This is a genomic window from Mycobacterium sp. PTI7 (assembly GCF_056679845.1).
Genome location: NZ_CM155252.1, coordinates 3,000,431 through 3,023,726 on the forward strand (window position 1 = coordinate 3,000,431; position 23,296 = coordinate 3,023,726).

Annotated in this window: 22 protein-coding genes; 2 read left to right on the top strand and 20 right to left on the bottom strand. The window is 69.2% G+C overall.

Translation table 11 applies throughout. The features are described 5' to 3' along the window. Positions 1–7: 7 nt before the first annotated feature. From AC1MEY_RS14380 to AC1MEY_RS14440, 13 genes are all read right to left on the bottom strand, one after another. The gene (locus tag AC1MEY_RS14380; protein WP_480231249.1) at positions 8–934 is read right to left on the bottom strand and encodes a F0F1 ATP synthase subunit gamma; all 927 of its coding nucleotides are present in this window, start codon (positions 932–934) and stop codon (positions 8–10) included. A 7-nt stretch (positions 935–941) separates the two neighbouring features. Continuing rightward, a complete protein-coding gene (gene atpA, locus AC1MEY_RS14385) occupies positions 942–2,591 on the bottom strand; it encodes a F0F1 ATP synthase subunit alpha (protein WP_480231250.1) in 1,650 nt (549 codons plus the stop codon). A 73-nt stretch (positions 2,592–2,664) separates the two neighbouring features. Further along, positions 2,665–4,002, bottom strand: coding sequence for a F0F1 ATP synthase subunit B/delta (locus AC1MEY_RS14390; RefSeq protein ID WP_480226187.1), 1,338 nt, complete (start codon positions 4,000–4,002; stop codon positions 2,665–2,667). Then, entirely contained in the window at positions 4,003–4,503 is a 501-nt protein-coding gene (locus AC1MEY_RS14395; protein WP_480226188.1) for a F0F1 ATP synthase subunit B, read from the bottom strand. A 9-nt stretch (positions 4,504–4,512) separates the two neighbouring features. Beyond that, positions 4,513–4,767, bottom strand: coding sequence for a F0F1 ATP synthase subunit C (locus AC1MEY_RS14400; RefSeq protein ID WP_163924093.1), 255 nt, complete (start codon positions 4,765–4,767; stop codon positions 4,513–4,515). A gap of 76 nt (positions 4,768–4,843) precedes the next feature. After that, a complete protein-coding gene (gene atpB / locus AC1MEY_RS14405) occupies positions 4,844–5,614 on the bottom strand; it encodes a F0F1 ATP synthase subunit A (protein ID WP_480231488.1) in 771 nt (256 codons plus the stop codon). 11 nt (positions 5,615–5,625) lie between these two features. Further along, entirely contained in the window at positions 5,626–6,087 is a 462-nt protein-coding gene (locus AC1MEY_RS14410) for an ATP synthase subunit I (protein ID WP_480226189.1), read from the bottom strand. A gap of 291 nt (positions 6,088–6,378) precedes the next feature. After that, complete coding sequence (locus tag AC1MEY_RS14415) at positions 6,379–7,584, bottom strand: glycosyltransferase family 4 protein (RefSeq protein WP_480226190.1); 1,206 nt, start codon at positions 7,582–7,584, stop codon at positions 6,379–6,381. 13 nt (positions 7,585–7,597) lie between these two features. Next, positions 7,598–8,260, bottom strand: coding sequence for an L-threonylcarbamoyladenylate synthase (locus AC1MEY_RS14420; protein ID WP_480226191.1), 663 nt, complete (start codon positions 8,258–8,260; stop codon positions 7,598–7,600). Positions 8,261–8,305: 45 nt separating this feature from the next. Continuing rightward, positions 8,306–9,145 carry a peptide chain release factor N(5)-glutamine methyltransferase gene (prmC, locus tag AC1MEY_RS14425; RefSeq protein WP_480226192.1) on the bottom strand — a complete coding sequence of 280 codons (840 nt, stop codon included), beginning with the start codon at positions 9,143–9,145 and terminating at the stop codon, positions 8,306–8,308. Further along, positions 9,142–10,215, bottom strand: a complete 1,074-nt coding sequence (gene prfA, locus AC1MEY_RS14430; protein ID WP_480226193.1) for a peptide chain release factor 1 — start codon at positions 10,213–10,215, stop codon at positions 9,142–9,144. Before prfA ends, prmC begins: the two co-directional genes overlap by 4 nt. A 94-nt stretch (positions 10,216–10,309) precedes the next feature. Beyond that, positions 10,310–10,546: a 50S ribosomal protein L31 gene (gene rpmE, locus AC1MEY_RS14435; RefSeq protein ID WP_480226194.1), complete on the bottom strand. Its 237-nt coding sequence runs from the start codon at positions 10,544–10,546 to the stop codon at positions 10,310–10,312. 139 nt (positions 10,547–10,685) lie between these two features. Further along, the gene (locus AC1MEY_RS14440) at positions 10,686–11,309 is read right to left on the bottom strand and encodes a maleylpyruvate isomerase family mycothiol-dependent enzyme (RefSeq protein ID WP_480226195.1); all 624 of its coding nucleotides are present in this window, start codon (positions 11,307–11,309) and stop codon (positions 10,686–10,688) included. Positions 11,310–11,387: 78 nt separating this feature from the next. On the opposite strand from AC1MEY_RS14440, the gene AC1MEY_RS14445 reads away from it, so the two are divergent. Continuing rightward, entirely contained in the window at positions 11,388–11,819 is a 432-nt protein-coding gene (locus AC1MEY_RS14445) for a MarR family winged helix-turn-helix transcriptional regulator (RefSeq protein ID WP_480226196.1), read from the top strand. Here AC1MEY_RS14445 and fadD1 read toward each other — a convergent pair. Beyond that, positions 11,800–13,398, bottom strand: coding sequence for a fatty-acid--CoA ligase FadD1 (gene fadD1 / locus AC1MEY_RS14450; RefSeq protein WP_480226197.1), 1,599 nt, complete (start codon positions 13,396–13,398; stop codon positions 11,800–11,802). The two genes, AC1MEY_RS14445 and fadD1, sit on opposite strands and share 20 nt — an antisense overlap. Positions 13,399–13,537: 139 nt before the next feature. On the opposite strand from fadD1, the gene AC1MEY_RS14455 reads away from it, so the two are divergent. Further along, positions 13,538–14,170: a TetR/AcrR family transcriptional regulator gene (locus AC1MEY_RS14455; RefSeq protein WP_480226198.1), complete on the top strand. Its 633-nt coding sequence runs from the start codon at positions 13,538–13,540 to the stop codon at positions 14,168–14,170. Between the two features lie 71 nt (positions 14,171–14,241). Here AC1MEY_RS14455 and rho read toward each other — a convergent pair whose 3' ends face one another. The 6 genes from rho to argS all read right to left on the bottom strand — a co-directional run bounded on the left by rho (position 14,242) and on the right by argS (position 23,209). After that, positions 14,242–16,503 (bottom strand): transcription termination factor Rho, encoded by a 2,262-nt coding sequence (gene rho, locus AC1MEY_RS14460; RefSeq protein ID WP_480226199.1) that lies wholly within the window; start codon positions 16,501–16,503, stop codon positions 14,242–14,244. Between the two features lie 293 nt (positions 16,504–16,796). Then, positions 16,797–17,738: a homoserine kinase gene (thrB, locus tag AC1MEY_RS14465; protein ID WP_480226200.1), complete on the bottom strand. Its 942-nt coding sequence runs from the start codon at positions 17,736–17,738 to the stop codon at positions 16,797–16,799. Continuing rightward, the gene (gene thrC / locus AC1MEY_RS14470) at positions 17,735–18,817 is read right to left on the bottom strand and encodes a threonine synthase (protein ID WP_480226201.1); all 1,083 of its coding nucleotides are present in this window, start codon (positions 18,815–18,817) and stop codon (positions 17,735–17,737) included. Before thrC ends, thrB begins: the two co-directional genes overlap by 4 nt. After that, positions 18,814–20,139: a homoserine dehydrogenase gene (locus AC1MEY_RS14475; RefSeq protein WP_480226202.1), complete on the bottom strand. Its 1,326-nt coding sequence runs from the start codon at positions 20,137–20,139 to the stop codon at positions 18,814–18,816. The genes thrC and AC1MEY_RS14475 overlap by 4 nt, the downstream gene beginning before the upstream one ends. Beyond that, positions 20,136–21,557 (bottom strand): diaminopimelate decarboxylase, encoded by a 1,422-nt coding sequence (gene lysA / locus AC1MEY_RS14480; protein WP_480226203.1) that lies wholly within the window; start codon positions 21,555–21,557, stop codon positions 20,136–20,138. Before lysA ends, AC1MEY_RS14475 begins: the two co-directional genes overlap by 4 nt. Next, positions 21,557–23,209 carry an arginine--tRNA ligase gene (gene argS / locus AC1MEY_RS14485; protein WP_480226204.1) on the bottom strand — a complete coding sequence of 551 codons (1,653 nt, stop codon included), beginning with the start codon at positions 23,207–23,209 and terminating at the stop codon, positions 21,557–21,559. Before argS ends, lysA begins: the two co-directional genes overlap by 1 nt. Between the last annotated feature and the right edge of the window lie 87 nt (positions 23,210–23,296).

The window sequence follows — 23,296 nt, forward strand, 5'->3', positions numbered from 1 at the left end:
CGGGGGCTTACTTGGCGTCGGCGAGCGCGTTGGCGCCGCCGACGATCTCGCTGATTTCCTGGGTGATCTGGGCCTGGCGCTCGCGGTTGGCTTCCAACGTGAGTGCCTTGATCAGGTCGTCGGCGTTGTCGCTGGCCGACTTCATCGCCCTGCGGCGCGAAGCAGATTCGGACGCTGCGGCCTCGAGCAGCGCCGAGTAGACGCGGGTGGCGACGTACCGCGGCAGCAGCGCGTCGAACAGGGATTCCGCGTTGGGCTCGAACGAGAACAGCGTCTGCGGGCCCTCGTCCGGTGCGTCCTCGACGTACTCGACGACCATCGGTGCGATCCGGCGGGCTTCCGCCGACTGCGACAGCATCGACTTGAACTCCGAGAACACGATGTGCAACTCGTCGACGCCGAGGATGCCGTCATCGCCCGCGTCGTCGCCGTCGTCGTCCTGACCGGACATGAACGCCGAGACGAGCACCTCCGCGATCTCCCTGGCCTGCTCGTAGGTGGGACGCTCCGAGAAGCCGCTCCACGACTCCACGATGTCCCGGCCACGGAAGTTGTAGTAGCCGAGCGCCTTTCGGCCGACGGTGTAGACCACCGGCTCCTTGCCCTCGTCGCGCAGCAGCGAGAACAGTTCCTCGGAGCGACGCAGCACGTTGGCGTTGTAGGCGCCGCACAGACCGCGGTCCGACGACACCACCAAGACCCCTGCGCGCTTGGGCGACTCACGCTCGACGAGCAGCGGGTGGTCCAGCGCGCTGGCGCCCGCAAGCTCGGTGAGCATGTTGGTGATCTCGCCGGCGTAGGGCCGAGCCGCTTCGACTCGGGCCTGCGCCTTGGCGATTCGCGACGTCGCGATCAGTTCCTGGGCCTTGGTGATCTTCTTGATCGACCCGGCGGAACGGATGCGCCCGCGTAACTCTCGCAGTGTGGCTGCCATCGGTTACCTAGTTCTTCTTCGGAGCCGGCTTGCGAACCTTGACCGATTCCTTCTCGACGTCATCCGGGTCCATGGCTTCGGTCTCGGACTCGTTGACGACGACCGAGCTGCCGTCAGTGGCCGAGAAGCCCTTCTTGAACTCGTTGACGATTCCCTCCATGGACTCCTGGGCGTCCTCGGGGAACTTCTTGGATTCGCGGATCTGGGTGAGCGCGTCCTCGTGCGAGGCACGCACGTGCTCGAGGAACTCGGTCTCGAAGCGCTGCACGTCCTCCACCGGTACCGAGTCCAGGTGGCCCTTGGTGCCGAGGAAGATCGCGACGACCTGCTCCTCGACCGACAGGGGGCTGTACTGCGGCTGCTTGAGCAGCTCCACCAGGCGGGCACCGCGCTCGAGCTGCGCCTTGGACGTGGGGTCCAGGTCGGATGCGAAGGCGGCGAACGCCTCCAGCTCGCGGTACTGCGACAGGTCGAGGCGCAGTGAGCCCGCGACCTCCTTCATCGCCTTGATCTGAGCGGCACCACCGACGCGGGACACCGAGACGCCGACGTTGATGGCCGGACGCACGCCCTGGTTGAACAGGTCGGACTCCAGGAAGCACTGGCCGTCGGTGATCGAGATGACGTTGGTGGGGATGAACGCCGAGATGTCGTTGGCCTTGGTCTCGATCACCGGCAGGCCGGTCATCGATCCACCACCGAGTTCGTCGGACAGCTTCGCGCACCGCTCCAGCAGACGGGAGTGCAGGTAGAACACGTCACCGGGGAAGGCCTCGCGACCCGGCGGGCGACGCAGCAGCAGCGAGATGGCGCGGTACGCGTCGGCCTGCTTGGAGAGGTCGTCGAAGACGATGAGGACGTGCTTGCCGTCGTACATCCACTCCTGGCCGATGGCCGAACCGGTGTAGGGCGCAAGCCACTTGAAGCCGGCGGGGTCGGATGCCGGCGACGCCACGATGGTGGTGTACTCCATCGCGCCGCCCTCTTCGAGGGCGCGCTTGACGCTGGCGATCGTGGTGCCCTTCTGGCCGATCGCGACGTAGACGCAGCGGACCTGCTGCTCCGGATCGCCGGTCTCCCAGTTCTGCCGCTGGTTGAGGATCGTGTCGACGCAGACCGCGGTCTTGCCGGTCTTGCGGTCGCCGATGATCAGCTGGCGCTGTCCGCGGCCAATCGGCGTCTGCGAGTCGATGGCCTTGATGCCGGTCTGCAGCGGCTGCTCGACGCCCTGACGCTGGACCACCGAGGGGGCCTGCAACTCGAGGGCGCGACGCTTGTCGGTCTGGATGTCGCCCTGACCGTCGATCGGCTGGCCCAGCGGGTTCACGACGCGGCCCAGGAAGCCGTCGCCGACGGGGACCGACAGGACCTCGCCGGTGCGCTTGACCTGCTGGCCCTGCTCGATCTTCTCGAAGTCGCCCAGGATCACCGCGCCGACGCTGTGCTCGTCGAGGTTCAGTGCCACACCGAGGACACCACCGGGGAACTCGAGGAGTTCCTGGGTCATGACCGAGGGCAGGCCCTCGACGTGCGCGATGCCGTCACCGGCGTCGATCACGGTGCCGATCTCCTCGCGCTCCGTGTCGGCGCTGAACGAGGACACGTAGTCCTCGATGGCGCCTTCGATGTCAGAAGCGGAGATTGTCAACTCTGCCATGTTCTCGTCTTCCTACCTTTGTCTTTGATGAAGCGTCTGAGTCAGTGCCATCGGGTCGTCGCGCAAGCGCTCGTCAGTCCGGTAGCTGCGTCTGTGCGGCCGACAGCCGGGATGCGATGGAGCCGTCGATGACCTCGTCGCCGACGGCGATCGTCAGGCCACCCAGGACCTCGGGGTCGACGGTGAGTTGGACGGCGACGGGGTGCCCGTAGATACGGGTGAGCACCTCGGTGAGCCGGGTGCGCTGGGCATCCGACAGATCGGCGGCAGCGGTCACGTGCGCGACGATCTCGCCACGTCGGGCGACCGCCAGTTCGGCGAGGTCCACGACCGCCTCGTCGGCACGTTCGCCGCGCAGCAGGCCGACGGTCTGCTTGAGCAGCGCCGCAGCCGTGCCGTTGACGTCGGTTCCGCCGGTCACGACCTTGTCCAGCAATTGGATTCGATCGTCGACGGGAGCGGTGTCGTCGCTCAGCAGGCTGGTCAGACGCGGCTCGGAGTCGAGCATCCGGCCGAACCGGAAGAGCTGATCCTCGACCTCGTCCACCTCGCCGGCCGTCTCGGCACGCTTGAGCAGTGCCAACCGAGCGGTGTGCTCGATGCCGTCGACCAGGTCGCTCACCGCGGACCAGCGCTGCGACACCGCGGTGCGCAGCAGGGTCAGCGTCGGGTCGCCCACCTTGCCGGTGAAGAGCCGATCGGCGAGCGCCACCTTGGCGGTGTCGTCGTCGGAGGGCCCGGCGAAGTGCTTGTTGAGCGTGGGCTCCGACAGCAGCAGACGGGCGATCGACACGAGTTCGTCCGCCAGCGTCGTGAGGCCGTCGGCGTCCAGGTTGCCTGCCGCCGTGTCGAACTCGGCGGTGAGGGCCTCCAGGGCGTCGCGGCTCGCGGCACGCAGTCGTGCCGTGGCACCGGTCTCGATCGAGATCTCGGACGGCGCCATCTGGTCGAGTTCGTCGAGGAAGCGGTCGACCGTGGCCGCCTGGGCTCCCGAATCCGAGACATGCGAACGCACCAACTCGGCTGCCTTCTGCACGGCGTCGTCACCGAGACCCGCCCGCAGCTGACGAATCAGCTGCTGCCGCATCAGCTGGATCTGCTGTGCGCCCTGCACCTTGATGCGCTCGGCCTCGGCGCCCGCCTGCTCCTTGAGCTGCTCGACGATCCGCTCGGAGTCGTGCTTGGCCTCGTCGGTCACCTTCTCCGACTCGGCCTTCGCGTTCTGCAGCGCCTTCTGGTGCATCGCGTCGGCGTCGGCCAGCTTGCGGCCGGCCTCGTCGCTCTCCGCCAGCGCTGCGCGAACCGCTTCCTGCTGCTTGTGCATCAGGTTGCGCACGGGCGGGACGATGAACTTGAAGATGATGAAGGCAATGACCGCGAAGCCGATCAGCTGCCCGATGAAGATCGACACCTAGCGACTCCCGCCTGAGTTCAGTTCGACACCGAGGATCCGGCTGGCCAGCCTTTCGGACAGCCCGTCGACGGACGACTGGAGTTCGGACTGTGCGGCCGAACCCTGTTGGGACAACTGCTCGTCGGCAGACCGCACCGTGTCCGCGACCTCACTGCTGGCCTCGGCACGCTTCTCCTCGACCACCTGCCGGCCCTGGTTGCGGGCCTCGTCGCGGATCGCCGAGGCCTCGCCACGCGCGCCGGACATCGCCTTGTCGTAGTCCGCCTGCGCGGCTGCGACCTGCTCCGCCGACTTGCGGTTGTCCGCTGCGGTCTTGGCCAGCATGGCCTCGCGTTCGGCGAGAACCTTGCTGACCGGCGGCACGACCCACTTCGTGATCACGCCGAGCACGATCAGGAAGATCAGCAGCACGGCGAAGAAGGTGCCGTTGGGGAGCAGGAAGTTACTGGTCCCCTCGCCCTCTTCCGCGGCGAGAATTGTTGCGGTCAGTTCACCCATGCCGACGAGTTACTGCAGACCCGGCGTGGCGAAGACGAACAGCGCCATGAACGCCAGGTTGATGAAGTAGGCGGCCTCGACCAGACCGACGGTGATGAAGAACGGCGTGAACAGCCGGCCCTGGGCCTCGGGCTGCCGGGCGATGCCGGAGATCAACGCGTTACCGGCGATGCCGTCACCGATACCGGCGCCGATGGCACCGCCACCCATGATCAGGCCGCCACCGATCAGCGCGCCAGCCGTGATGATGGCGTTGGGATCCATTCCTTATTCCTCCTTGATAGCTGGTGGCCGTGCCACCAGAGTTCGGGTCGTATCGTGCGTGGTTCGGTAGGGGTGGTCAGTGCTCGTCGTGATCGAGTTCCATCGACTGGCTGAAGTACAGGATCGTCAGCAGCGAGAAGATGAAGGCCTGGATCAGGCCGACGAACAGGTCGAAGGTCTTCCAGACCGCGTTCGGCAGCCATTGGATGTACCAGGGGAACATCGCGATGAGCGCCACGAGGATGCCACCGGCGAAGATGTTGCCGAAGAGTCGCAGTGCCAACGAGATCGGCTTGGCGAGTTCCTCGACGATGTTGATCGGCGCCAGGAACGCGACGTGTCCCTTGACGACCTTGATCGGGTGTCCGATGATGCCGCGACGCCAGACGCCCGCTGCGTGGTAGCAGATGAAGACGAACAGGGCGAGCGCGAGCACGAAGTTGATGTCGGAGGCGGGTGCCTTGTACAGCTCCGCCGCCGCGCCGTTGGGTCCGCCGTACTGCAGCGGGAAGACCGCCAGCCAGTTCGAGACCAGGATGAAGACGAAGATGGTCACCGCGAGCGGGAGGACGAACGGCGCCACCTTCATGCCGATCGAGCCCTCGATCTGCTGGCGCATCTGAATCGTCAGCGCCTCCCAGAACAGCTGCACGCCACCGGGAACGCCCGTCGAGGTCACCTTCGACTTCAGGAAGAACGCCAGCGCGATCACGATGAGCGCGGTGATGGCCGTGGCGATGATGGTGTCGCCGTTGAACGTCATGCCGAACAGCTGGAACACCAGGATGTGGTGGCCGACCTCGATGGCGGGGCCGCCCTCTTCGGCGGCGAGAACGATCTGGTTCATCGTGTCAGTCATCAGTCCTTCGATTCCGTGGCGGCTACGTCATGGTCTTCCACGTGCAGGCCCTCGCCGCGGATCTTCCTGAGCACCGGGATGCTTGTGCTGATCACCAGCAGTGCCTGGAAGATCGCGAGGCCGAAGAGCACTGCGATGCCGCCGTGTGTCCTGAAGACGATCGCGATGGTGAGTGCGATCGCCGTGATGGCCAACAGGCGGGTTGCCGAGTTGACGGCCATCTTCTTCTTGAGCGGGTGGTCCTCGGCGGTGATGGCCTCGACGGCCTTGCGCACCATGAGGGCGTTGAGCAAACCGAGCAGCAGGCCGACGCCGAAGAACGCGCCGAAGAGCACGTTGCCGACGAATGCCGAGGCCGCGACGGCGAGGGCGGTGAGTGCGGCGCAGACGATGAGGAGGCGGACGGGCCGGAAGGCCACTGCCGGGAACACCAACGGCGCGTCCTGCGCTGGCGTCGTCATTGCGTCATCCCAATCCCGCTTCCACGAGAGACCATTCCCCTTTGAATGCCGATGCTCCGGTGCCGTGCCCGACGAGCGTATCGGAGGGCAGGCGGCGCACTGGAATCACCCAAGGGGTAGCTCCCTTTGTCGGTCGTAAGTCGGCGCCGATCGGTGTTTCCTGACCGATGGGCCGGGCCGGCAACCCGCGAGGTTTTTCGGGTTCTGCGAGTAACGTACCACAAGGTAGAGAGCCAAATCACGCGCCTACTACGAAACGTCGTATAGCCCGTCGGCCATGGATTCGCGGACCTAGTCTGCGAAGTCGCTGGGAGCCTCGTTGCGGCGGTTCAGCAGCGGGATGAGGGTCACGACGATCGCGACGACGATCGCTCCGAGCATGACGGCGCCGGTGTATCTGGGGTCGAAGAAGATGGTGCTCGCGGCGCCCAGCGCGACGATGCCGACCCATAGGTAGATGAGCAGGACCACCCGCCGGTGGGAGTGTCCGATCTGCAGCAGCCGGTGATGCAGGTGCATCTTGTCGGGGCTGAAGGGGCTGCGACCCGCACGCGTGCGCCGGACGATCGCCAGCAACATGTCGAGGGCGGGCACGAACATGACGGCGACGACGAGCAGGAACGGGGACAGCAGCGCGAAGACGTCACGCGCGCCGTACGCGTTCTGCGAGATCGGTCCGGCCGCGGTCGTGGAGGCCGCGGCGAGCATGAGCCCGATGAGCATCGATCCGGAATCGCCCATGAAGATCCGGGCGCGGTGGAAGTTGTGCGGCAGGAACCCCAGACACGCACCGGCGAGCACCACCGAGATGACGGCGGGCGGGTAGAACAGCACGTCGCCGCCGTGGTCGCGCAGCAGTCCCACCGAGAAGATGCAGATGGCCGCCGCGGTGATGAAGCCCAGGCCGGCGGCCAGGCCGTCCAGCCCGTCGACGAAGTTCATCGCGTTGACGATCGACACGGTGAGCGCGAGCGTGAGCAGGATCGACGTTACCTGGTCGAGCACGATGGTGCCCACGCCGCCGATCGGGATGTACAGCACGCTCCACGCGACGCCCATCGTGACGAGCACGCTGGCGGCGGTGATCTGGCCAGCGAACTTGGTGAGCGCGTCCAGGCCCCACCGGTCGTCGATCAATCCGATGGCCATGATGAGGCCGCCTGCGACCACGACGGCCGGCATGCCCGAGGAGTAGACGAACCCTCGCGTCAGCGCCGGCAGCTGGGAGGCCAGCAGCACGGCGGCGACGACGCCGATGTACATCGCGAGCCCGCCCATGCGGGGTGTCGGCTGCACGTGGACGTCGCGTTCCCGCGGGTAGGCGACCGCTCCCCAGCGGGTGGCGAGTGCGCGCACCCAGCCCGTCGCGAAGTAGGTGATGATGGCCGCGGTGAGCCCGACGAGCGCCAGTTCCCGCAGCGGCACGCCGGCGCCGCGGTCGGACAACGCGAGCAGGCCCTCCACCCGGTGAACCGTACTTGACCCGGCTGAGAGCACGAACGTCGTCGCGTCAGTCCTCGTCGGCGACCAGCGATTCCGCGTCGACGCCGAGCACGTCGGCGATCGCCGCGGCGGTGATGGGTCCCTGCCGCAGCACGCGTGGCTGCGCACCGGTCAGGTCGACGATCGTGGACGCCGCCTGCCGCGCGGACGGGCCGGCCTCGAGGTACACCTCGACGAGGTCGCCGAGCTGGGCCCGGGCCTCGGCGGCGGTGACGGCGGCGGGCTGGCCGGACACGTTGGCGCTGGACACCGCGAGCGGCCCGACCTCGCGCAGCAACTCGATGGCGACGGGGTGCAGCGGCATCCGCAGCATCACGGTGCCGTTCGCGTCGCCGAGGTCCCACTGCAGCGACGGCGCCTGGCGGACGACGAGGCTCAGCGCGCCCGGCCAGAAGGCGCGGATCAGTTCGCGCGCACTTGCCGGCACCGAGTAGACGAGACCGTCGACGGTGTGCCAGGACCCGACGAGGACCGGGACCGGCATGTCGCGGCCGCGGCCCTTCGCGGCCAGCAGTGACGACACGGCGGTGCCGTCGAACGCGTCCGCGCCGATGCCGTAGACGGTGTCGGTCGGCATGACCACGAGGCGCCCGCCCTTGAGGGCGTTGACCGCCGAGGCGATGCCGGTCGCGCGTTGCCCGGGGTCGGCGCAGTCGAACGATTCGGTCATGTCGCCTCGCGCGCGTGGTCGTCGAGTGTCATGTGAAGCAGTTTCTCACTCCGCCCGGACGGCGGTGACGAAGCGCGGCCTGCCGGTCAGGTCCCGTCGCGGGGTGACGGCGCCGAACGCGCCCGTCCGCTCGAACGTCGCGACGGTCGCGGCGGCGGTGGTGTCGTCGTGTTCGATGCCGATGAGCCCACTCCCCCGGCGCAGCAGCCGGACCGCATGGGTGACGATCGGCCGGATCACCGCCATCCCGTCGGGACCGCCGAAGAGTGCCCGCGCCGGGTCGTGGTCGGCCACTTCGGGATCGAGGTGGGCACCGTCGGGGATGTACGGCGGGTTGGCCACCAGGAGGTCGACGGCGCCGTCGAACTCGGCGAGCAGCCCGTCGGCAGTGACGTCGGCGGCCCGCAGGTCCACCTGGACTCCCGCGACGTTGCGGCGCGCGTACTCGAGCGCGGCGGGTGAATCCTCGACGGCGACGACGGTGGCCGCGGGGAGGGCACGCGCCAGCGCGACGGCCAACGCGCCGGATCCCGTGCACAGGTCCACGACCACCGGGGCCGCCGGAAGGCGTTGTGCGAGCGCCCATTCCAACAATGCCTCGGTCTCGGGGCGGGGGGTGAAGACTCCGGGCCCCACGGCCAGCGTGACCGGACCGAATGCCGCCGTGCCCACGATGTGCTGCAGCGGGATGCGGCGGACCCTCGCGTCCACCAGGTCGCTCAGCCTCGACTCGAAGTCGTCGCCGGGGTCGGTGATGAACAGCCGTCCCCGGTCGACGCCTGAGACGTGGGCGGCCAGCAGTTCGGCGTCGACCCGGGCGCTGTCGATCCCCGCGGTCGCGAGCCGGTCGGCGGCAGCGGCGACGGCCTGCCGCACGCGCATCACGCCTCCTGCAGCCTCGCCTGCTTGTCGGCCGCGGCCAGGGCGTCCAGGACGGGGTCCATGTCGCCGTCGAGCACCTGGTCGAGGTTGTGCGCCTTGAAGTTGATGCGGTGGTCGGCGAGGCGGTTCTCGGGATAGTTGTAGGTCCGGATGCGCTCGCTGCGGTCGACGGTGCGGATCTGGCTGGCCCGGTCCGCCGATGCGCTCTCGTTGGCCTGCTCCTCGGCGAGCGCCTGGAGCCGGGCGGCGAGCACCACCATGGCGCGCGCCTTGTTCTGCAGCTGCGAGCGCTCGTTCTGGCACGTCACGACGATGCCGGTCGGCAGGTGGGTGATGCGGACGGCGGAGTCGGTGGTGTTGACGCCCTGCCCGCCCTTGCCCGACGAGCGGTAGACGTCGATGCGGAGGTCGGACTCGTCGATCTGGACCTCGGCGACGTCCTCGGGCTCCGGGTACACCAGGACGCCCGCGGCCGACGTGTGCACGCGGCCCTGCGACTCGGTGACGGGGACGCGTTGCACGCGGTGCACGCCGCCCTCGAACTTGAGCCGGGACCAGACGCCGTCGATGGAGTCGCCCTTGCTGGCGATCGTGAGCGTCGCGTCCTTGTAGCCACCTAGGTCGGAGGTGGTCTCGTCGAGCACGGTGACGGTCCACCCGTGGCGCTCGGCGTAGCGGATGTACATGCGTGCGAGGTCGGCGGCGAACAGCGCCGACTCCTCGCCGCCCTCACCGGACTTGAGTTCGAGGACGACGTCGTCGGCGTCGTGCGGGTCGCGCGGCGCGAGGAGGTCGGTGAGCAGGGCGTCCAGTTCGCGGACGCGCGCCTCGAGTTCGGGCACCTCCTCGGCGAACGACGCGTCGTCGGCGGCGAGTTCGCGCGCGGTCTCGAGGTCGCCCTGAGCGGCGTCGAGCTTGCGGTAGGCCGCGACCACGGGCGCCACCTGGGCGAACCGCTTGCCCACGCGGCGGGCGGCCGTGGCGTCGGCATGGAGTGCGGGGTCGGCGAGTTGCCGCTCGAGGTCGGCGTGCTCGTCGAGCAGCGCCTCGATCTTGGGAGCGTTGTCGCTCACGCTGGGCCTCTCTGTTCAGCCGTCGGTACTGATCAACGAAAACGGCGCCCGAACCCGACGCGGAGATGCGTCGAGTCGGGCGCCGTTGACGTAGCTAGCTGTCGGCGTCGGCCTTCTCGTCGGCCTTGCGCTTCCCGTAGCGCTTCTCGAAGCGGGCCACGCGGCCGCCGCTGTCGAGGATCTTCTGCTTGCCCGTGTAGAACGGGTGGCACTGGGAGCAGACCTCGACCACGATGTGGCCGTTGTCCTTCGTGCTACGCGTCGTGAAGGTGTTTCCGCAGCCGCAGACCACGTTGGTCTCGTTGTATGCGGGGTGAATGCCCGTTCTCATAATCAGGTCCTCTTCGTTGGGTGGTCGCCGGGTCGCCCGCTCCCTGACCTGGGAGATGTCGAACGTGAACCGGAACCGAGGTCGACGGCCCATTATGCCAGGTCAGCCGTCAGTGTCATAAACGAGTGCGCAGCGGCTGCTATTCCCGGGCGGAGGCCAGGGCGGCGCCCTCTCCGGTGAGCCCGCCGAGCCCTGCCCGGCGACCGGCCAGCACCAGCACGACGTCGGCCACCGGACCGGATGCGACGCTGCCGGAACCGACGGTCAACGGAGCGTCCGTCGCGACGAATGCGATGTCCGGGAAGCGCTTGCGCGGATTGAGCGGGAAGCTCGAACCCCAGAGCCGGTGCGCGACGGCCACGGCGGCGTCGGGTGGCATGGGCCGCGAGATCCCCAGCGGCCGTGCGACGTCCTGACCGTGGACGAGGGCGTCGAGCAGTGGGTCGACGACGGCGGTGCCCGGCGGCCGGCGTCGCTCGCCGACCATTGCGCGCAGCGCGGTGACGATCTCGTCGGCGGTGCGCACGTCGCGTTCGACGACGCGACGCATCATCGCGTTGAACCGGAAGCCGGACCGGAGCGCCTGCCAGGCCATCTGACCCCAGGGTGCGTTGGCGTGGGTGAGGTGCGCCGCGACGTCGCGGACGGTCCAGCCCTCGCACAGCGACGGTGTCGACCACTGCGACGGCGTGCGCGTGTCGAGGAGGTCGGCGAGGCCGGCCCGCTGCTCGTCGATGTGCCGCCAGACGTCGTCGTCGTGCATCGGGACTCCCTCGATTGGTCAGGACTCCTGACCAATGTAGTCAGTCATCCTGACCATCGCAAGCTAGAGTCGACGTCGATGGACCACCCGACCACGCCCACGTTGATGTTCGTCGCGCACCGCGCCGCCGAGTCCCGCGTGCACGCCGCCCTCCGCGCGTCGGGTTTCGGCGACCTGACCGCGGCGCAGACGAAGCTCGCACAGCGGCTCGACCCCGAGGGCATCCGCGTCACGGACCTGGCCGAGCGGGCAGGCATCACCAAGCAGACCGCCGGCGCGCTCGTCGACGAACTCGAGCGCAACGGGTACGTCGAGCGGACAGCCGACCCCGCCGACGCCCGCGCCCGGCTGGTGACCCTGAGCGGTCGCGGCCGCGAGCTCTGCGCCGCGGCGGCCGCGGAGGTGGCGGCCGTGGAACGCGAATGGCGCGAGCACCTGGGCGATGCCGGCTACGACCGACTCCGTCACCTCCTGCTCGAACTGCGCGAGATCACCGATCCGTTCCGCTGACCGCCCGCTGGTCGACGGGATGGAAGCGCTTGCCGTCGCGGCGCCACAGGGTCCGGCCGGCGGGGTCCACGCCCATCGCGATGAGTTCGCGCTTGAGGATCTTGTTGGTCGCGGTGCTGGGGAGGTCGTCGGCCAGCCAGACCATCCGCGGCCACGCCTTGGGCGACAGGTCCCGCTGCGCGGCGAGGAAGTCGGCGAACTCGTCGGCGTCGAGATGCGCGTCGTCGCGCAGCACGATCGCGGCCATCACCTGGTCGCCGACGAACTCGTCCGGTACCGGGTACACCGCCACCCGGCTGATGACCGGCAGTCGCAGCAGGATCCGCTCGATCGGCGCGGTGGTGAGGTTCTCGCCGTCGACCCGCATCCAGTCCGCGGTGCGCCCGGCCAGGTAGATCCAGCCGTCGGCGTCGCGGTAGGCGAGGTCCCCCGACCAGTACATGCCGTGGCGCATCCGCTGGTCGGTGGCGCCGGGATCGTTGTAGTAGCCGCGGAAGAGGCCGCTGCCCTGGGTGTTGACGAGTTCACCGGTGGCGGCGTCGGCGTTGATCAGGGCTCCCGTCTCATCGAAGCGGGCGATCTCGCACTCCTGGACGGTCTCCGGGTCGTAGATCGCGACGCCGGGGAAGCCCCTGCCGATCGACCCGGTGGGACAGTCGTCGGGCCGGGTGATGATCACCGCGGTCTCGGTGGAGCCGAAGCCGTCCCACACCGTGCACCCGAATCGGCGCCCGAACTCCTCGATGTCGCGGTCGGCCGCCTCGTTGCCGAACGCGATGCGCAGGGTGTTGTCCGCGTCGTCGTGGCGTTCGGCCGTCGCAAGGATGTACGCGAGCGGCTTGCCGACGTAGTTCATGTAGGTGGCGCCGTACCGCCGCACGTCGGGCAGGAACCGGGACGCGGAGAACATCGCCGGCACCATCGTCGCGCCGGCGCCGAGCGCGACGCTCCAGCCCGCGTAGACGGCGTTCGAGTGGAACAGCGGCATGGCGAGGTAGCAGACGTCCGACGCGCCGAGGCCGTATCGCTCGACGAGCGCGGTGCCCGCGAACAACACCATCGCGTGGGGTACCTCGACGGCCTTGGGCTCGCCGCTGGTACCCGAGGTGAAGATCATCATGAACGTGTCGTCGGCGGCGACCTCGCGGTGCGGGGTGAGTGGCGGTGCGGCGGAGACCGTTTCGGCCCACGCGGGCGTGGACACGTCGACGACGGTGACGCCGGGCAGCTCCACGCCGTCGAGCAGGTGACGGTGCTCGGCGTCGGTCAGCAGGATCTGGCAGTCGACGCGGGCGACGTCGCGGGCGAGCGCGTCGCCGCGCCTGGTCGTGTTCACCCCGCACAGGACGTATCCGCCGAGCGCGGCGGCCGCGAGCGCGGTCAGCATGTCCGGCGTGTTGCCCATCAGCGTCCCGACGTGCAGTGGACGTCCGCCGGCCGCCATGGCGATCAGGCTCGCCGCGTGGGCGGATGCCTCGGCGACGTGGTCACGCCACGTCCACGTGCGATCGCCGTGCCTGATCGCGGTGGCGTCCACCTCGGCACGTTCGCGCAACAGCTGCTGCAGCGTGTCCGTCATCCTCGACCACCTCGGTCCTGCGTAGTGAACAGATCTCGTGAAGTGTCTACCATCGCCGGACCGCCGAGCGGTACCGTCTGGCACTGGCAGAATGCCTCCGTGTCGTACCGACCCGCAGACGAATGACGAGGAAACTCCCGTGACCACCACCCCGGCCGACGCGTCGGCAGAGTCGACGCCGCGGCCCGTCAGCGTGCGCGATCGGCTGATCGACGCGGCCGAGGTGTGTCTGCGCGCGCGGGGCATCCGGGCGACGACGGTGTCCGAGGTCGCCGAGGTGGCCGGGGTCTCGCGCGGCTGGCTCTATCGCCACTTCCCCGACAAGGCGACGCTGCTGGGCGCGGCGATCGTGCGCCTCAACGACGCCTACTGGTCGAAGTCACATCAGCTGCTCGCCGGGGTCGAGGGGCTCGACCAGCAGATCGCCGCGGGGATCACCCATGGCCGCACCGCCTACGACGATCCGGGCACGATCCTGATGAAGTTGCGCGTCGACGAACCCGAGGAGTTCGCCGCGTGCGCGGGGGCGGGCGTCCTCGGACTCGTGCCGGACCTCGCCGCGTTCTGGAAGCGGTATCTGCTCACCGCGCGGGATGCGGGCGAGGTCCATCCGGACGTGTACCTCGACGAGGCCAGTGAGTGGATCGCCCGGGCGATCCTGTCGCTGACCACGGTCCCCGGCGCCCACTTCGAGGTCGACGACCCGGCGGCGGTGCTGACCCACGTCCGCCGGTACGTGATGCCCGGCCTGCGTGCCGATCCCGCCGGCTGACTCTCACCCCCGCGACGCACGACGGCCCCGCACGCCGGAGCGTGCGGGGCCGTCGAGGCGAACCGTGTCGGTCAGTCGCGATCAGTGCCCGGCGTGGTCTTGGAGACCTGCACCAGGAACTCGTAGTTCGTCTTCGTCTTGCGGAGCTGGCTCATCAGCAGGTCGATGGCCGCATGCGAGTCGAGCCCCGACAGCACCCGGCGCAGCTTGTGCACGACGCCGAACTCGTCGGTGGAGAGCAGCAACTCGTCCTTGCGGGTGTTCGACGGGTTGACGTCGACGGCCGGGAACACCCGGCGCTCGGCGATCTTGCGGTCGAGCTTGAGTTCGGCGTTGCCGGTGCCCTTGAACTCCTCGAAGATCACCGTGTCACCGGTCGAGCCAGTCTCCACCAGCGCGGTGGCGATGATCGTCAGCGACCCACCGAACTCGATGTTGCGGGCCGCGCCGAGGAAGCGCTTCGGCGGGTACAGCGCCGTGGAGTCGACACCACCGGACAGGATGCGGCCCGATGCCGGCGACGCGTTGTTGTACGCGCGGCCCAGACGGGTGATCGAGTCGAGCAGCACCACGACGTCCTTACCCTGCTCCACCAGGCGCTTCGCGCGCTCGATGGCCAGCTCGGCGGCCTGCGTGTGGTCTGACGGCGGCCGGTCGAAGGTGGAGGCGATGACCTCACCCTTGACGCTGCGCTGCATGTCGGTGACCTCTTCGGGCCGCTCGTCCACCAGCACCACCATGAGGTGGCACTCGGGGTTGTTGGTGGCGATCGCGTTGGCGATGTCCTGCAGGATCATCGTCTTGCCGGCCTTGGGCGGCGACACGATCAGGGCGCGCTGGCCCTTGCCGATCGGCATGATCAGGTCGATGACGCGGGTGCTCATGCGATCCGGCGTCGTCTCCAGGCGCAGCCGCTGATTCGGGTACAGCGGGGTGAGCTTGGTGAAGTCCGGCCGGTTCCTGGCGTCCTCCACCGGGCCACCGTTGATGGTGTCGATGCGGACCAGCGGGTTGAACTTCTGACGCGGGTTGTTGCTGTTGCTGTTGCTCCCCGTGTTCTCGCCCTCGCGCGGCACCCGCACGGCACCGGTGATGGCGTCGCCACGACGGAGGCCGTTCTTGCGGACCATGTTCATCGAGACGTACACGTCGTTCGGTCCCGCCAGGTAACCCGAGGTCCGCACGAACGCGTAGTTGTCGAGCACGTCGAGGATGCCGGCGACCGGCTGTACGACGTCGTCGTCGCGCAGTTCGGTGTCGCCACCGCCGCCGCCGCCCTCGGCGCCGCCGCCGCGCTCACGGCGCCTGCGGTCGCGGAACCGACGTCCACGACGCCCGCCGCGGCCGTCGCCATCGTCGTCGTCGTCGTCGTTGTTGTTGTTGCGGTTGTCATTGCGGTTGTCGCCGCGACCGCCGCCGTTGTCATTGCGGTTGTCGTTGCGATCGTTGCGGTTGTTGCCGCCACCGTCGTTGTTCCGGTTGCCGCCACCGTCGTTGTTGCGGTTGCCACCACCGTCGTTGTTGCGGGTGTTGCCGCCACCGTCGTTCCGGTTGCCGCCACCGTCGTTCCGGTTGCCGCCCTCGTTGTTGTTGCGGTTGCGATTGCGGTTGCCGCCGCCGGCGTTGGCCTGATCGTCCTGGCCGCCCTGACCACCCTTGGTGTTCTGCTGGCGCCGACGCGAATCGTCGCCGTCGGTGGACTCGCCCTTGACGTCGGCCTTGTCGGCCTTATCGGGCTGCTTGTCGTCGGTCTTCTCGGTCTTCTCGGTCTTCTCGGCCGGCTCGGACTGCGTGGCCGGCGCGGCGTCGGCCGTGTCGACCTGGGCGGTCTCGGCCTTGGGTGCCGTCGGCGCGTCGGTGCGGGTGTCGGCGGCGTCGGACTCCGCGACCGGCGCACCCGTCTGGCGGGAGGCGCCACGGCGTTCGCGACGCGGGCGGGTGGTGGCAGCGACGGCCGGCTCGGCAGCGGCGTCCGCGGCGGGCTCACCGGTCTGCTCGGGGGCCTTCTGGGTGGTCGGCGCGGCAGCGGCGGTGCCGTTGGTCTCGCCGCGGTGCTCGCGGATGGCGGCGATCAGTTCGCCCTTGCGCATCCCCGAGGAGCCCTTCACGCCCAGCTGGTTGGCCAGTGCACGCAGGTCCGGGAGCACCATCGCGGTGAGCGAGGTGGCGCGGTCGCCGGATGCGGCGGCACCCTTGGGTGCGGTCTCTGCGGTCGGAGTCGTCACTGCGCCTGCCGTTTCCGGGGCGGAGTCGGACTTCGGTGCAGAGGTGGTGTCGGGCGTGGCGACGTCGTCGCTACTGCCGTCAGCCGTGATGAGGTCCGTATCGGTCACGGATTTCCTTTCCTCCCTCGGTGATGTGATCGCGCGAGGGTTCTTCGCATTCGGCAGATCCGCCGAATGTCGAGGGGCCCACCGTCGCCTCTGCAACGGTGATCGCCTGTGTGTCCGCCGCGGAGCGGCGAACCTTCAGTGCAAGGGTTGAACACCTAAAGAGAAAGAGTGATCGTCCTAGTGTCGGCGCAGGCACAGACGCTGCGATTGCTGGACGAATCCGAGGATAACCCGCATCCGAGTGGGAAGCAAGAATGCCCCTGCTGCGCGTGTGGCTCGTGTCGAGTCGTCCGCTACCGGACCGGATCGCCCGACGTGCAGTGGACGCCCCGTCCGACTGCCATCTCCGCGATGGTGAACCCGTTCGCGGCGCCGAACTCGAGCGCCTCGACCGGCAGCTCGGGTTGGGTACTGAACGCGATCACTGCAGGTCCGGCGCCGGAAAGCACCGCTGCCACTCCACAACGGCGCAGGATGTCGATGTATTCCGCCGACGCGGGCATGGCGGCCGCCCGCTGCGGCTGGTGCAGCCGGTCCTCGGTGGCCTCGAGCAGCAGGTCCGGACGGTCGGCGAGTGCCACCACGAGCAGCGCGGCACGGCTGACGTTGAAGCGGGCGTCCACGTGGCTGACCGAGTCCGGCAGCAACACCCTGGTCTCGGCGGTCGACGATCGCACCTGCGGAATCGCCGGGAAGAGTCGGATGTCGGGATGCAGGCGCAGCGGTGCCGCCGCGTAGCGGGGCAGCGGTCCCCCGCCCTCGGTCCACGACACCACGGCGCCACCCAGGACTGCGGCCGACGCGTTGTCCGGGTGCCCTTCGAACTCCGACGACAGCTGGATCAGCTCGTCATCGGTGAGGGCGGGGGAATCCGATTGTCGGACAAGGCCGTTGGCGGCGGCCAGGCCACCCACCACGGCGGCTGCGGAGGATCCGAGGCCCCGGGAGTGCGGAATGCTGTTGCGGCACCTGACGACCAGGCCGGGGACGGACACCCCGGCCGACAGCAGGCCGTGTTCGATGGCGCGCACCACGAGGTGCGACGAGTCGAGGGGTACCTGCCCCTCCCCCTCGCCGGACACCTCGATGGTGAGGCCCGATTCGACTGTCTCGACGTTGATTTCGTCGTACAGGCTCAGTGCGAGACCGAGGCTGTCGAAGCCCGGTCCCAGGTTGGCGCTCGACGCCGGGACGACGGCGCGGGCGGTCAGCCCCGGGGACAGCGTCTGGGTCACACCAGGCCCAGCGCGGCCACGACGGCCACCGGGTCGACGGGCACCGGGGTCACCTGCGGCATGCCCGCCAGCGCGGTGTCGGGATCCTTGAGTCCGTTGCCGGTGACGGTGCAGACCACGGTCGAGCCCTTGGCGACCCAGCCGTCTTCGACCGACTTGAGCAGGCCGGCGACGCTGGCCGCCGACGCGGGCTCCACGAACACCCCCTCACTCCGGGCGATCAGGTGGTACGCGGCGAGGATCTCGTCGTCGGTGGCGGCGAGGAACTTGCCGCCGGACTGCTGCTGCGCCTCGACCGCCTGGTTCCACGACGCCGGGGCGCCGATCCGGATGGCCGTCGCGATGGTCTCGGGGTTCTTGACCGGTGCGCCCTCGACCAGCGGGGCGGCGCCGGCCGCCTGAGTGCCGAGCATGCGGGGCAGCCGGTCACTGAGGCCGTCGCGGTGGTACTCCGAGTAGCCCTTCCAGTACGCGGTGATGTTGCCCGCGTTGCCGACGGGCAGGGCGTGCACGTCGGGGGCGGTGCCGAGCGCGTCGACGATCTCGAACGCGGCGGTCTTCTGACCCTCGATGCGGTACGGGTTCACGGAGTTGACCAGCGCGACCGTCGGGAAGTCCGCGGTCAGCTTCCGGGCCAGTTCGAGGCAGTCGTCGAAGTTGCCCTCGACCTGAATGATCTTGGCTCCGTGCATCACCGCCTGCGCGAGCTTGCCCATGGCGATCTTGCCCTGCGGGATGAGCACCGCGCAGGTGATGCCGGCCTTGGCGGCGTAGGCAGCGGCGGAGGCGGACGTGTTGCCCGTCGAGGCGCAGAGCACCGCCTTCTGACCTCGCGCGACCGACTCGGTCACCGCGACGGTCATGCCGCGGTCCTTGAACGAGCCCGTCGGGTTGAGGCCCTCGACCTTGAGATGCACGGTGCAGCCGGTGAGTTCGCTGATCCGCGTCGCGTGGATCAGCGGGGTCGCACCCTCGTGGAGCGTGATGGGCGTCCAGCCGTCCTCGATGGGCAACCGGTCGCGGTAGGCGCCGATGAGGCCGGGCCACGCCTTGTGCACGGCAGTATCGGTGGGGCTCATTCGCTCGTTCCTTCCAGGCGGAGGACGCTGTTGATGTCCTGCACGACATCGAGGTCGGCGAGGGCTTCGACGGTCTCGGAGAGTGCGGCGTCGGTGGCGCGGTGCGTGACGACGACGATGCGCGCGCCACAGGGCTGCCCGCCCTCGTCCACCATGCCCTCCTGGCGGACCTCGGCGATGCTGACCTCGCGCTTGCCGAATTCGGCTGCGACGGCGGACAGCACACCGGGGCGGTCGGCCACGTTCATCGAGACGTAGTAGCGCGTCGGGATGAACCCGATCGGTGCGATCGGCAGCTGCGCGTACTTGGACTCGCGGGGCCCGAGGCCACCCTGCACGCGGTTGCGGGCGGCCATCACCAGATCGCCCATCACCGCCGACGCCGTCGGGGCACCACCCGCACCCTGGCCGTAGAACATCAGGCGACCGGCGGCCTCGGCTTCCACGACCACGGCATTGAACGCGCCGTTGACGGTCGCGAGCGGATGGCTCAGCGGCACCAGCGCCGGGTACACGCGGGCCGAGACCCGCTGCTGCCCCTCGTCATTCGTCAGCCGCTCGCAGATCGCGAGCAGCTTGATGTTGCAGCCGAGGGCCTTGGCAGACGCGATGTCTTCCGCGGTGACCTTGGTGATGCCCTCGCGGTAGACGTCGTCGGCGGTGACCCGGGTGTGGAACGCGATGGACGCGAGGATCGCGGCCTTGGCGGCGGCGTCGTAGCCCTCGACGTCGGCGGTCGGGTCGGCCTCCGCGTAGCCCAGCGCGCCGGCGTCGGCGAGGGCGTCCGCGTAGTCGGCGCCGGTGTCGTTCATCGCCGAGAGGATGTAGTTGGTGGTGCCGTTGACGATTCCCGCCACCCGCAGCACCGTGTCACCGGCCAGCGACTGGGTCAGCGGGCGGATCACCGGGATCGCGCCGGCGACGGCAGCCTCGAAGTACAGGTCGACGCGGGCGTTCTCGGCGGCCTGGGCGAGTTCGCCGGTGGATTGCGCCATCAGCGCCTTGTTGGCGGTGACGACGGACTTGCCGTGCTCGAGCGCACTGAGGATCGCCCGCCGGGCCGGTTCCACCGGGCCCATCAGCTCGATCACGATGTCGACGTCGTCGCGCGCGACGAGTGCCTGCACGTCGTCGGTGAGCAGGTCGACGGGGACGCCGCGGTCGTCGGCCACCCGCCGGACCCCGATGCCGCGCAGCACGAGCGGCGCACCCACGCGCGCCGCGAGATCGGTCGCGCTCTCCTCGATGATCCGGACGACCTCGCTGCCGACGTTGCCGAGTCCGAGAACCGCCAAGCCGATGGGCCGGTGCGTGTCCGTCATGTGTTCCTTACCTCCAGGCTGAGCAGGTCGTCGGTGGTCTCGCGGCGCAGGACGAGGCGTGCGACGCCGTCCCGCACGGCCACCACCGCGGGTCGTCCGAGCAGGTTGTACCTGCTGGACATCGAGTAGCAGTACGCCCCGGTCGCGGCGACGCCGATCAGGTCGCCGGGCACGACGTCGTCGGACACCCAGGTGTCGCGCACGATGATGTCGCCGCTCTCGCAATGCTTTCCGACGATGCGGGCCAGCGTCGGCGGCGCGTCGCTGGTGCGAGAGACGAGGCGGGCGTCGTACTCCGCGTCGTACAGGGACGTGCGGATGTTGTCGCTCATGCCGCCGTCGACGCTGACGTACCGGCGGTGCGCGGACGGGCTGATGGCGACGTCCTTGACGGTGCCCACCTCGTACAGGGTGATGGTGCCGGGGCCGGCGATCGCGCGGCCGGGTTCGACGACGAGGTCGGGCGACGGCAGGCCCACCGCGGCGGATTCGGTGCGCACGATCGACCACAGCTTGTCGGCGAGTTCGGCCATCGGCGGCGGGTCGTCCTGCGGCAGATAGGAGATTCCCAGACCGCCGCCGAGGTCGACGATGGAGATCTGCGAGGTCTTCTCGACGCCGAACTCGGCGACCACGTCGCGGAGCAGGCCGATCACGCGCCGCGCGGCGATCTCGAAGCCGGCGACGTCGAAGATCTGCGAACCGATGTGGCTGTGCAGTCCGACCAGTCGCAGGTTGTCGGCGGCGAACACCCTGCGGACCGCGTCCATGGCGGCACCGCTGGCCAGCGAGAGGCCGAACTTCTGGTCCTCGTGGGCAGTGGAGATGAACTCGTGGGTGTGGGCCTCGACGCCGACGGTGACGCGCACCAGGACGTCCTGCACCACGCCGGCCGCACCGGCGATGGCGTCGAGGCGCTCGATCTCGATGATCGAGTCGAGGACGACGTGACCCACGCCCGCGGCGACCGCAGCGGTGAGTTCGGCGACCGACTTGTTGTTGCCGTGCAACGCGATTCGCTCGGGCGGGAAGTTCGCGTTCAGCGCGACGGCCAGCTCGCCGCCGCTGCAGACGTCGAGCGCCAGACCCTCCTGCTCGATCCACGTGGCGATCTCGGTGCACAGGAACGCCTTCGCGGCGTAGCGCACGTGCTCGCCGCCGCCGAAGGCCGCTGCGATGTCGCGGCAGCGGGTGCGGAAGTCGTCCTCGTCGATGACGAACAGCGGCGTGCCGTACTCGGCCGCGAGCCGGCTGACGGGCACGCCCGCGATCGACAGTTCACCGTCGTCACCGCGAGCGGCGTTCAGCGGCCACACGTTCGGCGCGATGAGCATGATCTCGTCGCCCGAGGTGGGCCGGGCCGGGGTGCCGCCGTGGTGCTTGTCCTCCGCGTGACGCGGACCTGCGGGATGTGCCATTACATGCGCTCCGGTGCACTGACGCCGAGGATCTGCAGACCGTTGGCGATGACCTGCCGGGTGGCCGCGCACAGCGCCAGGCGGGCGGCGTTGAGGTCGCCGGGCTCCTCGTCGCCCTGCGGCAGCACGCGGCAGCTGTCGTAGAACCGGTGGTAGTCGCCGGCGAGGTCCTCCAGGTAGCGGCACACGCGGTGCGGTTCCCGAAGGGAGACTGCGGTGTTCAGCACGCGGGGGAACTCGCCGATGCTGCGCATCAGCGTGCCCTCACGGTCGTGGCTGAGCAGGTCGAGGTGGCTGACGTCGGCCGCGATGTTCAGGTCGGCGGCGCTGCGGGCCAGTGCAGACAGCCGCGCGTGCGCGTACTGCACGTAGTAGACCGGGTTCTCGCTCGACGCGCTCGACCAGAGCTGCAGGTCGATGTCGATGGGGCTGTCCACCGAGCTGCGGATCAGCACGTACCGGGCGGCGTCGACGCCGATGGCGTCCACCAGGTCGTCCAGGGTGATGACGGTGCCCGCGCGCTTGCTCATGCGGACGGGTTGGCCGTCGCGGACCAGGTTGACCATCTGGCCGATCAGCACCTCGACGGTGTCGGGATCGTCGCCGAGCGCCGCGGCGGCCGCCTTCAGCCGCGCGATGTAGCCGTGGTGGTCGGCGCCGAGCATGTAGATGCACAGGTCGAAGCCGCGCTGCCGCTTGTCCAGGAAGTAGGCCAGGTCGCCGGCGATGTAGGCGGCGTTGCCGTCGCTCTTGATGACGACGCGGTCCTTGTCGTCACCGAACTCGGTGGTGCGCAACCACGTTGCGCCGTCCTTCTCGTAGATGCTGCCGGTTTCGCGCAGCTTTGCGATGGCCTGGTCGACGCGGCCGGACGTGTGCATCGAGTCTTCGTGGGTGTACACGTCGAAGTCGGTGCCGAAGTCGTGCAGCGACTTCTTGATGTGGGTGAACATCAGGTCAACGCCGATGGCGCGGAACGTCTCCTGCCGTTCGTCGTCGGGCAGGGTCAGCACGTCGGGGACCCGAGCGGTCACCTGGGCGGCGATGTCGACGATGTAGTCACCGGCGTAGCCGTCCTCGGGCGCGGGTTCACCCTTGGCGGCGGCCACCAGCGAGCGGGCGAACCGGTCGATCTGCGCGCCGTGGTCGTTGAAGTAGTACTCGCGCACCACGTCGGCACCCTGGGTGCTGAGCAGGCGGCCGAGGGCGTCGCCGACCGCGGCCCAGCGGGTGCCGCCGATGTGGATCGGCCCGGTCGGGTTGGCGGAGACGAACTCGAGGTTGACCTTGACGCCGGCGAGGTCCGCGGAACTGCCGTACGCGGCGCCGGCCTCGAGGACGTTGGCGACGACGACGCCCTGCGCGGACGCCTCGATCCGCAGGTTGACGAAGCCGGGTCCGGCGACGTCGGCGGCGGAGATCCCCTCGGCGGACGCCAACGCCTCGGCCAGCCACCCGGCGAACTCGCGCGGGTTGGTGCCGACCTTCTTGGCCAGCTGAAGTGCCAGGTTGGTGGCGTAGTCGCCGTGCTCGGGGTTGCGCGGCCGCTCCACGGTCACGGTCGCCGGCAGGGCGGCGGCATCGAGGCCACGCTCAGCCAGAACCGCCGCGGCAGTGGTCTTGAGCAGCTCGGCCAGATCGGCGGGGGTCACGAGGGACCATCCTATGGTCTGGGGTGGTCACGACCCGAATCGGTTTATGCCGTCCGTCCCCGCCGAACGCACGGCCGGCCCGGCCAC

Bases quoted from the DNA above. Each gene is read 5' to 3' on its own strand.
- AC1MEY_RS14380 (WP_480231249.1), bottom strand. From the start codon at position 934: ATGGCAGCCACACTGCGAGAGTTACGCGGGCGCATCCGTTCCGCCGGG.
- fadD1 (WP_480226197.1), bottom strand. From the start codon at position 13,398: ATGACGGACACGCTGCAGCAGCTGTTGCGCGAACGTGCCGAGGTGGAC.
- lysA (WP_480226203.1), bottom strand. From the start codon at position 21,557: ATGGCACATCCCGCAGGTCCGCGTCACGCGGAGGACAAGCACCACGGC.
- atpB (WP_480231488.1), bottom strand. From the start codon at position 5,614: ATGAACCAGATCGTTCTCGCCGCCGAAGAGGGCGGCCCCGCCATCGAG.
- thrC (WP_480226201.1), bottom strand. From the start codon at position 18,817: ATGAGCCCCACCGATACTGCCGTGCACAAGGCGTGGCCCGGCCTCATC.
- AC1MEY_RS14420 (WP_480226191.1), bottom strand. From the start codon at position 8,260: ATGACCGAATCGTTCGACTGCGCCGACCCCGGGCAACGCGCGACCGGC.
- AC1MEY_RS14410 (WP_480226189.1), bottom strand. From the start codon at position 6,087: ATGACGACGCCAGCGCAGGACGCGCCGTTGGTGTTCCCGGCAGTGGCC.
- AC1MEY_RS14475 (WP_480226202.1), bottom strand. From the start codon at position 20,139: ATGACGGACACGCACCGGCCCATCGGCTTGGCGGTTCTCGGACTCGGC.
- rpmE (WP_480226194.1), bottom strand. From the start codon at position 10,546: ATGAGAACGGGCATTCACCCCGCATACAACGAGACCAACGTGGTCTGC.
- AC1MEY_RS14400 (WP_163924093.1), bottom strand. From the start codon at position 4,767: ATGGATCCCAACGCCATCATCACGGCTGGCGCGCTGATCGGTGGCGGC.
- atpA (WP_480231250.1), bottom strand. From the start codon at position 2,591: ATGGCAGAGTTGACAATCTCCGCTTCTGACATCGAAGGCGCCATCGAG.
- AC1MEY_RS14445 (WP_480226196.1), top strand. From the start codon at position 11,388: ATGGACCACCCGACCACGCCCACGTTGATGTTCGTCGCGCACCGCGCC.
- AC1MEY_RS14395 (WP_480226188.1), bottom strand. From the start codon at position 4,503: ATGGGTGAACTGACCGCAACAATTCTCGCCGCGGAAGAGGGCGAGGGG.
- AC1MEY_RS14440 (WP_480226195.1), bottom strand. From the start codon at position 11,309: ATGCACGACGACGACGTCTGGCGGCACATCGACGAGCAGCGGGCCGGC.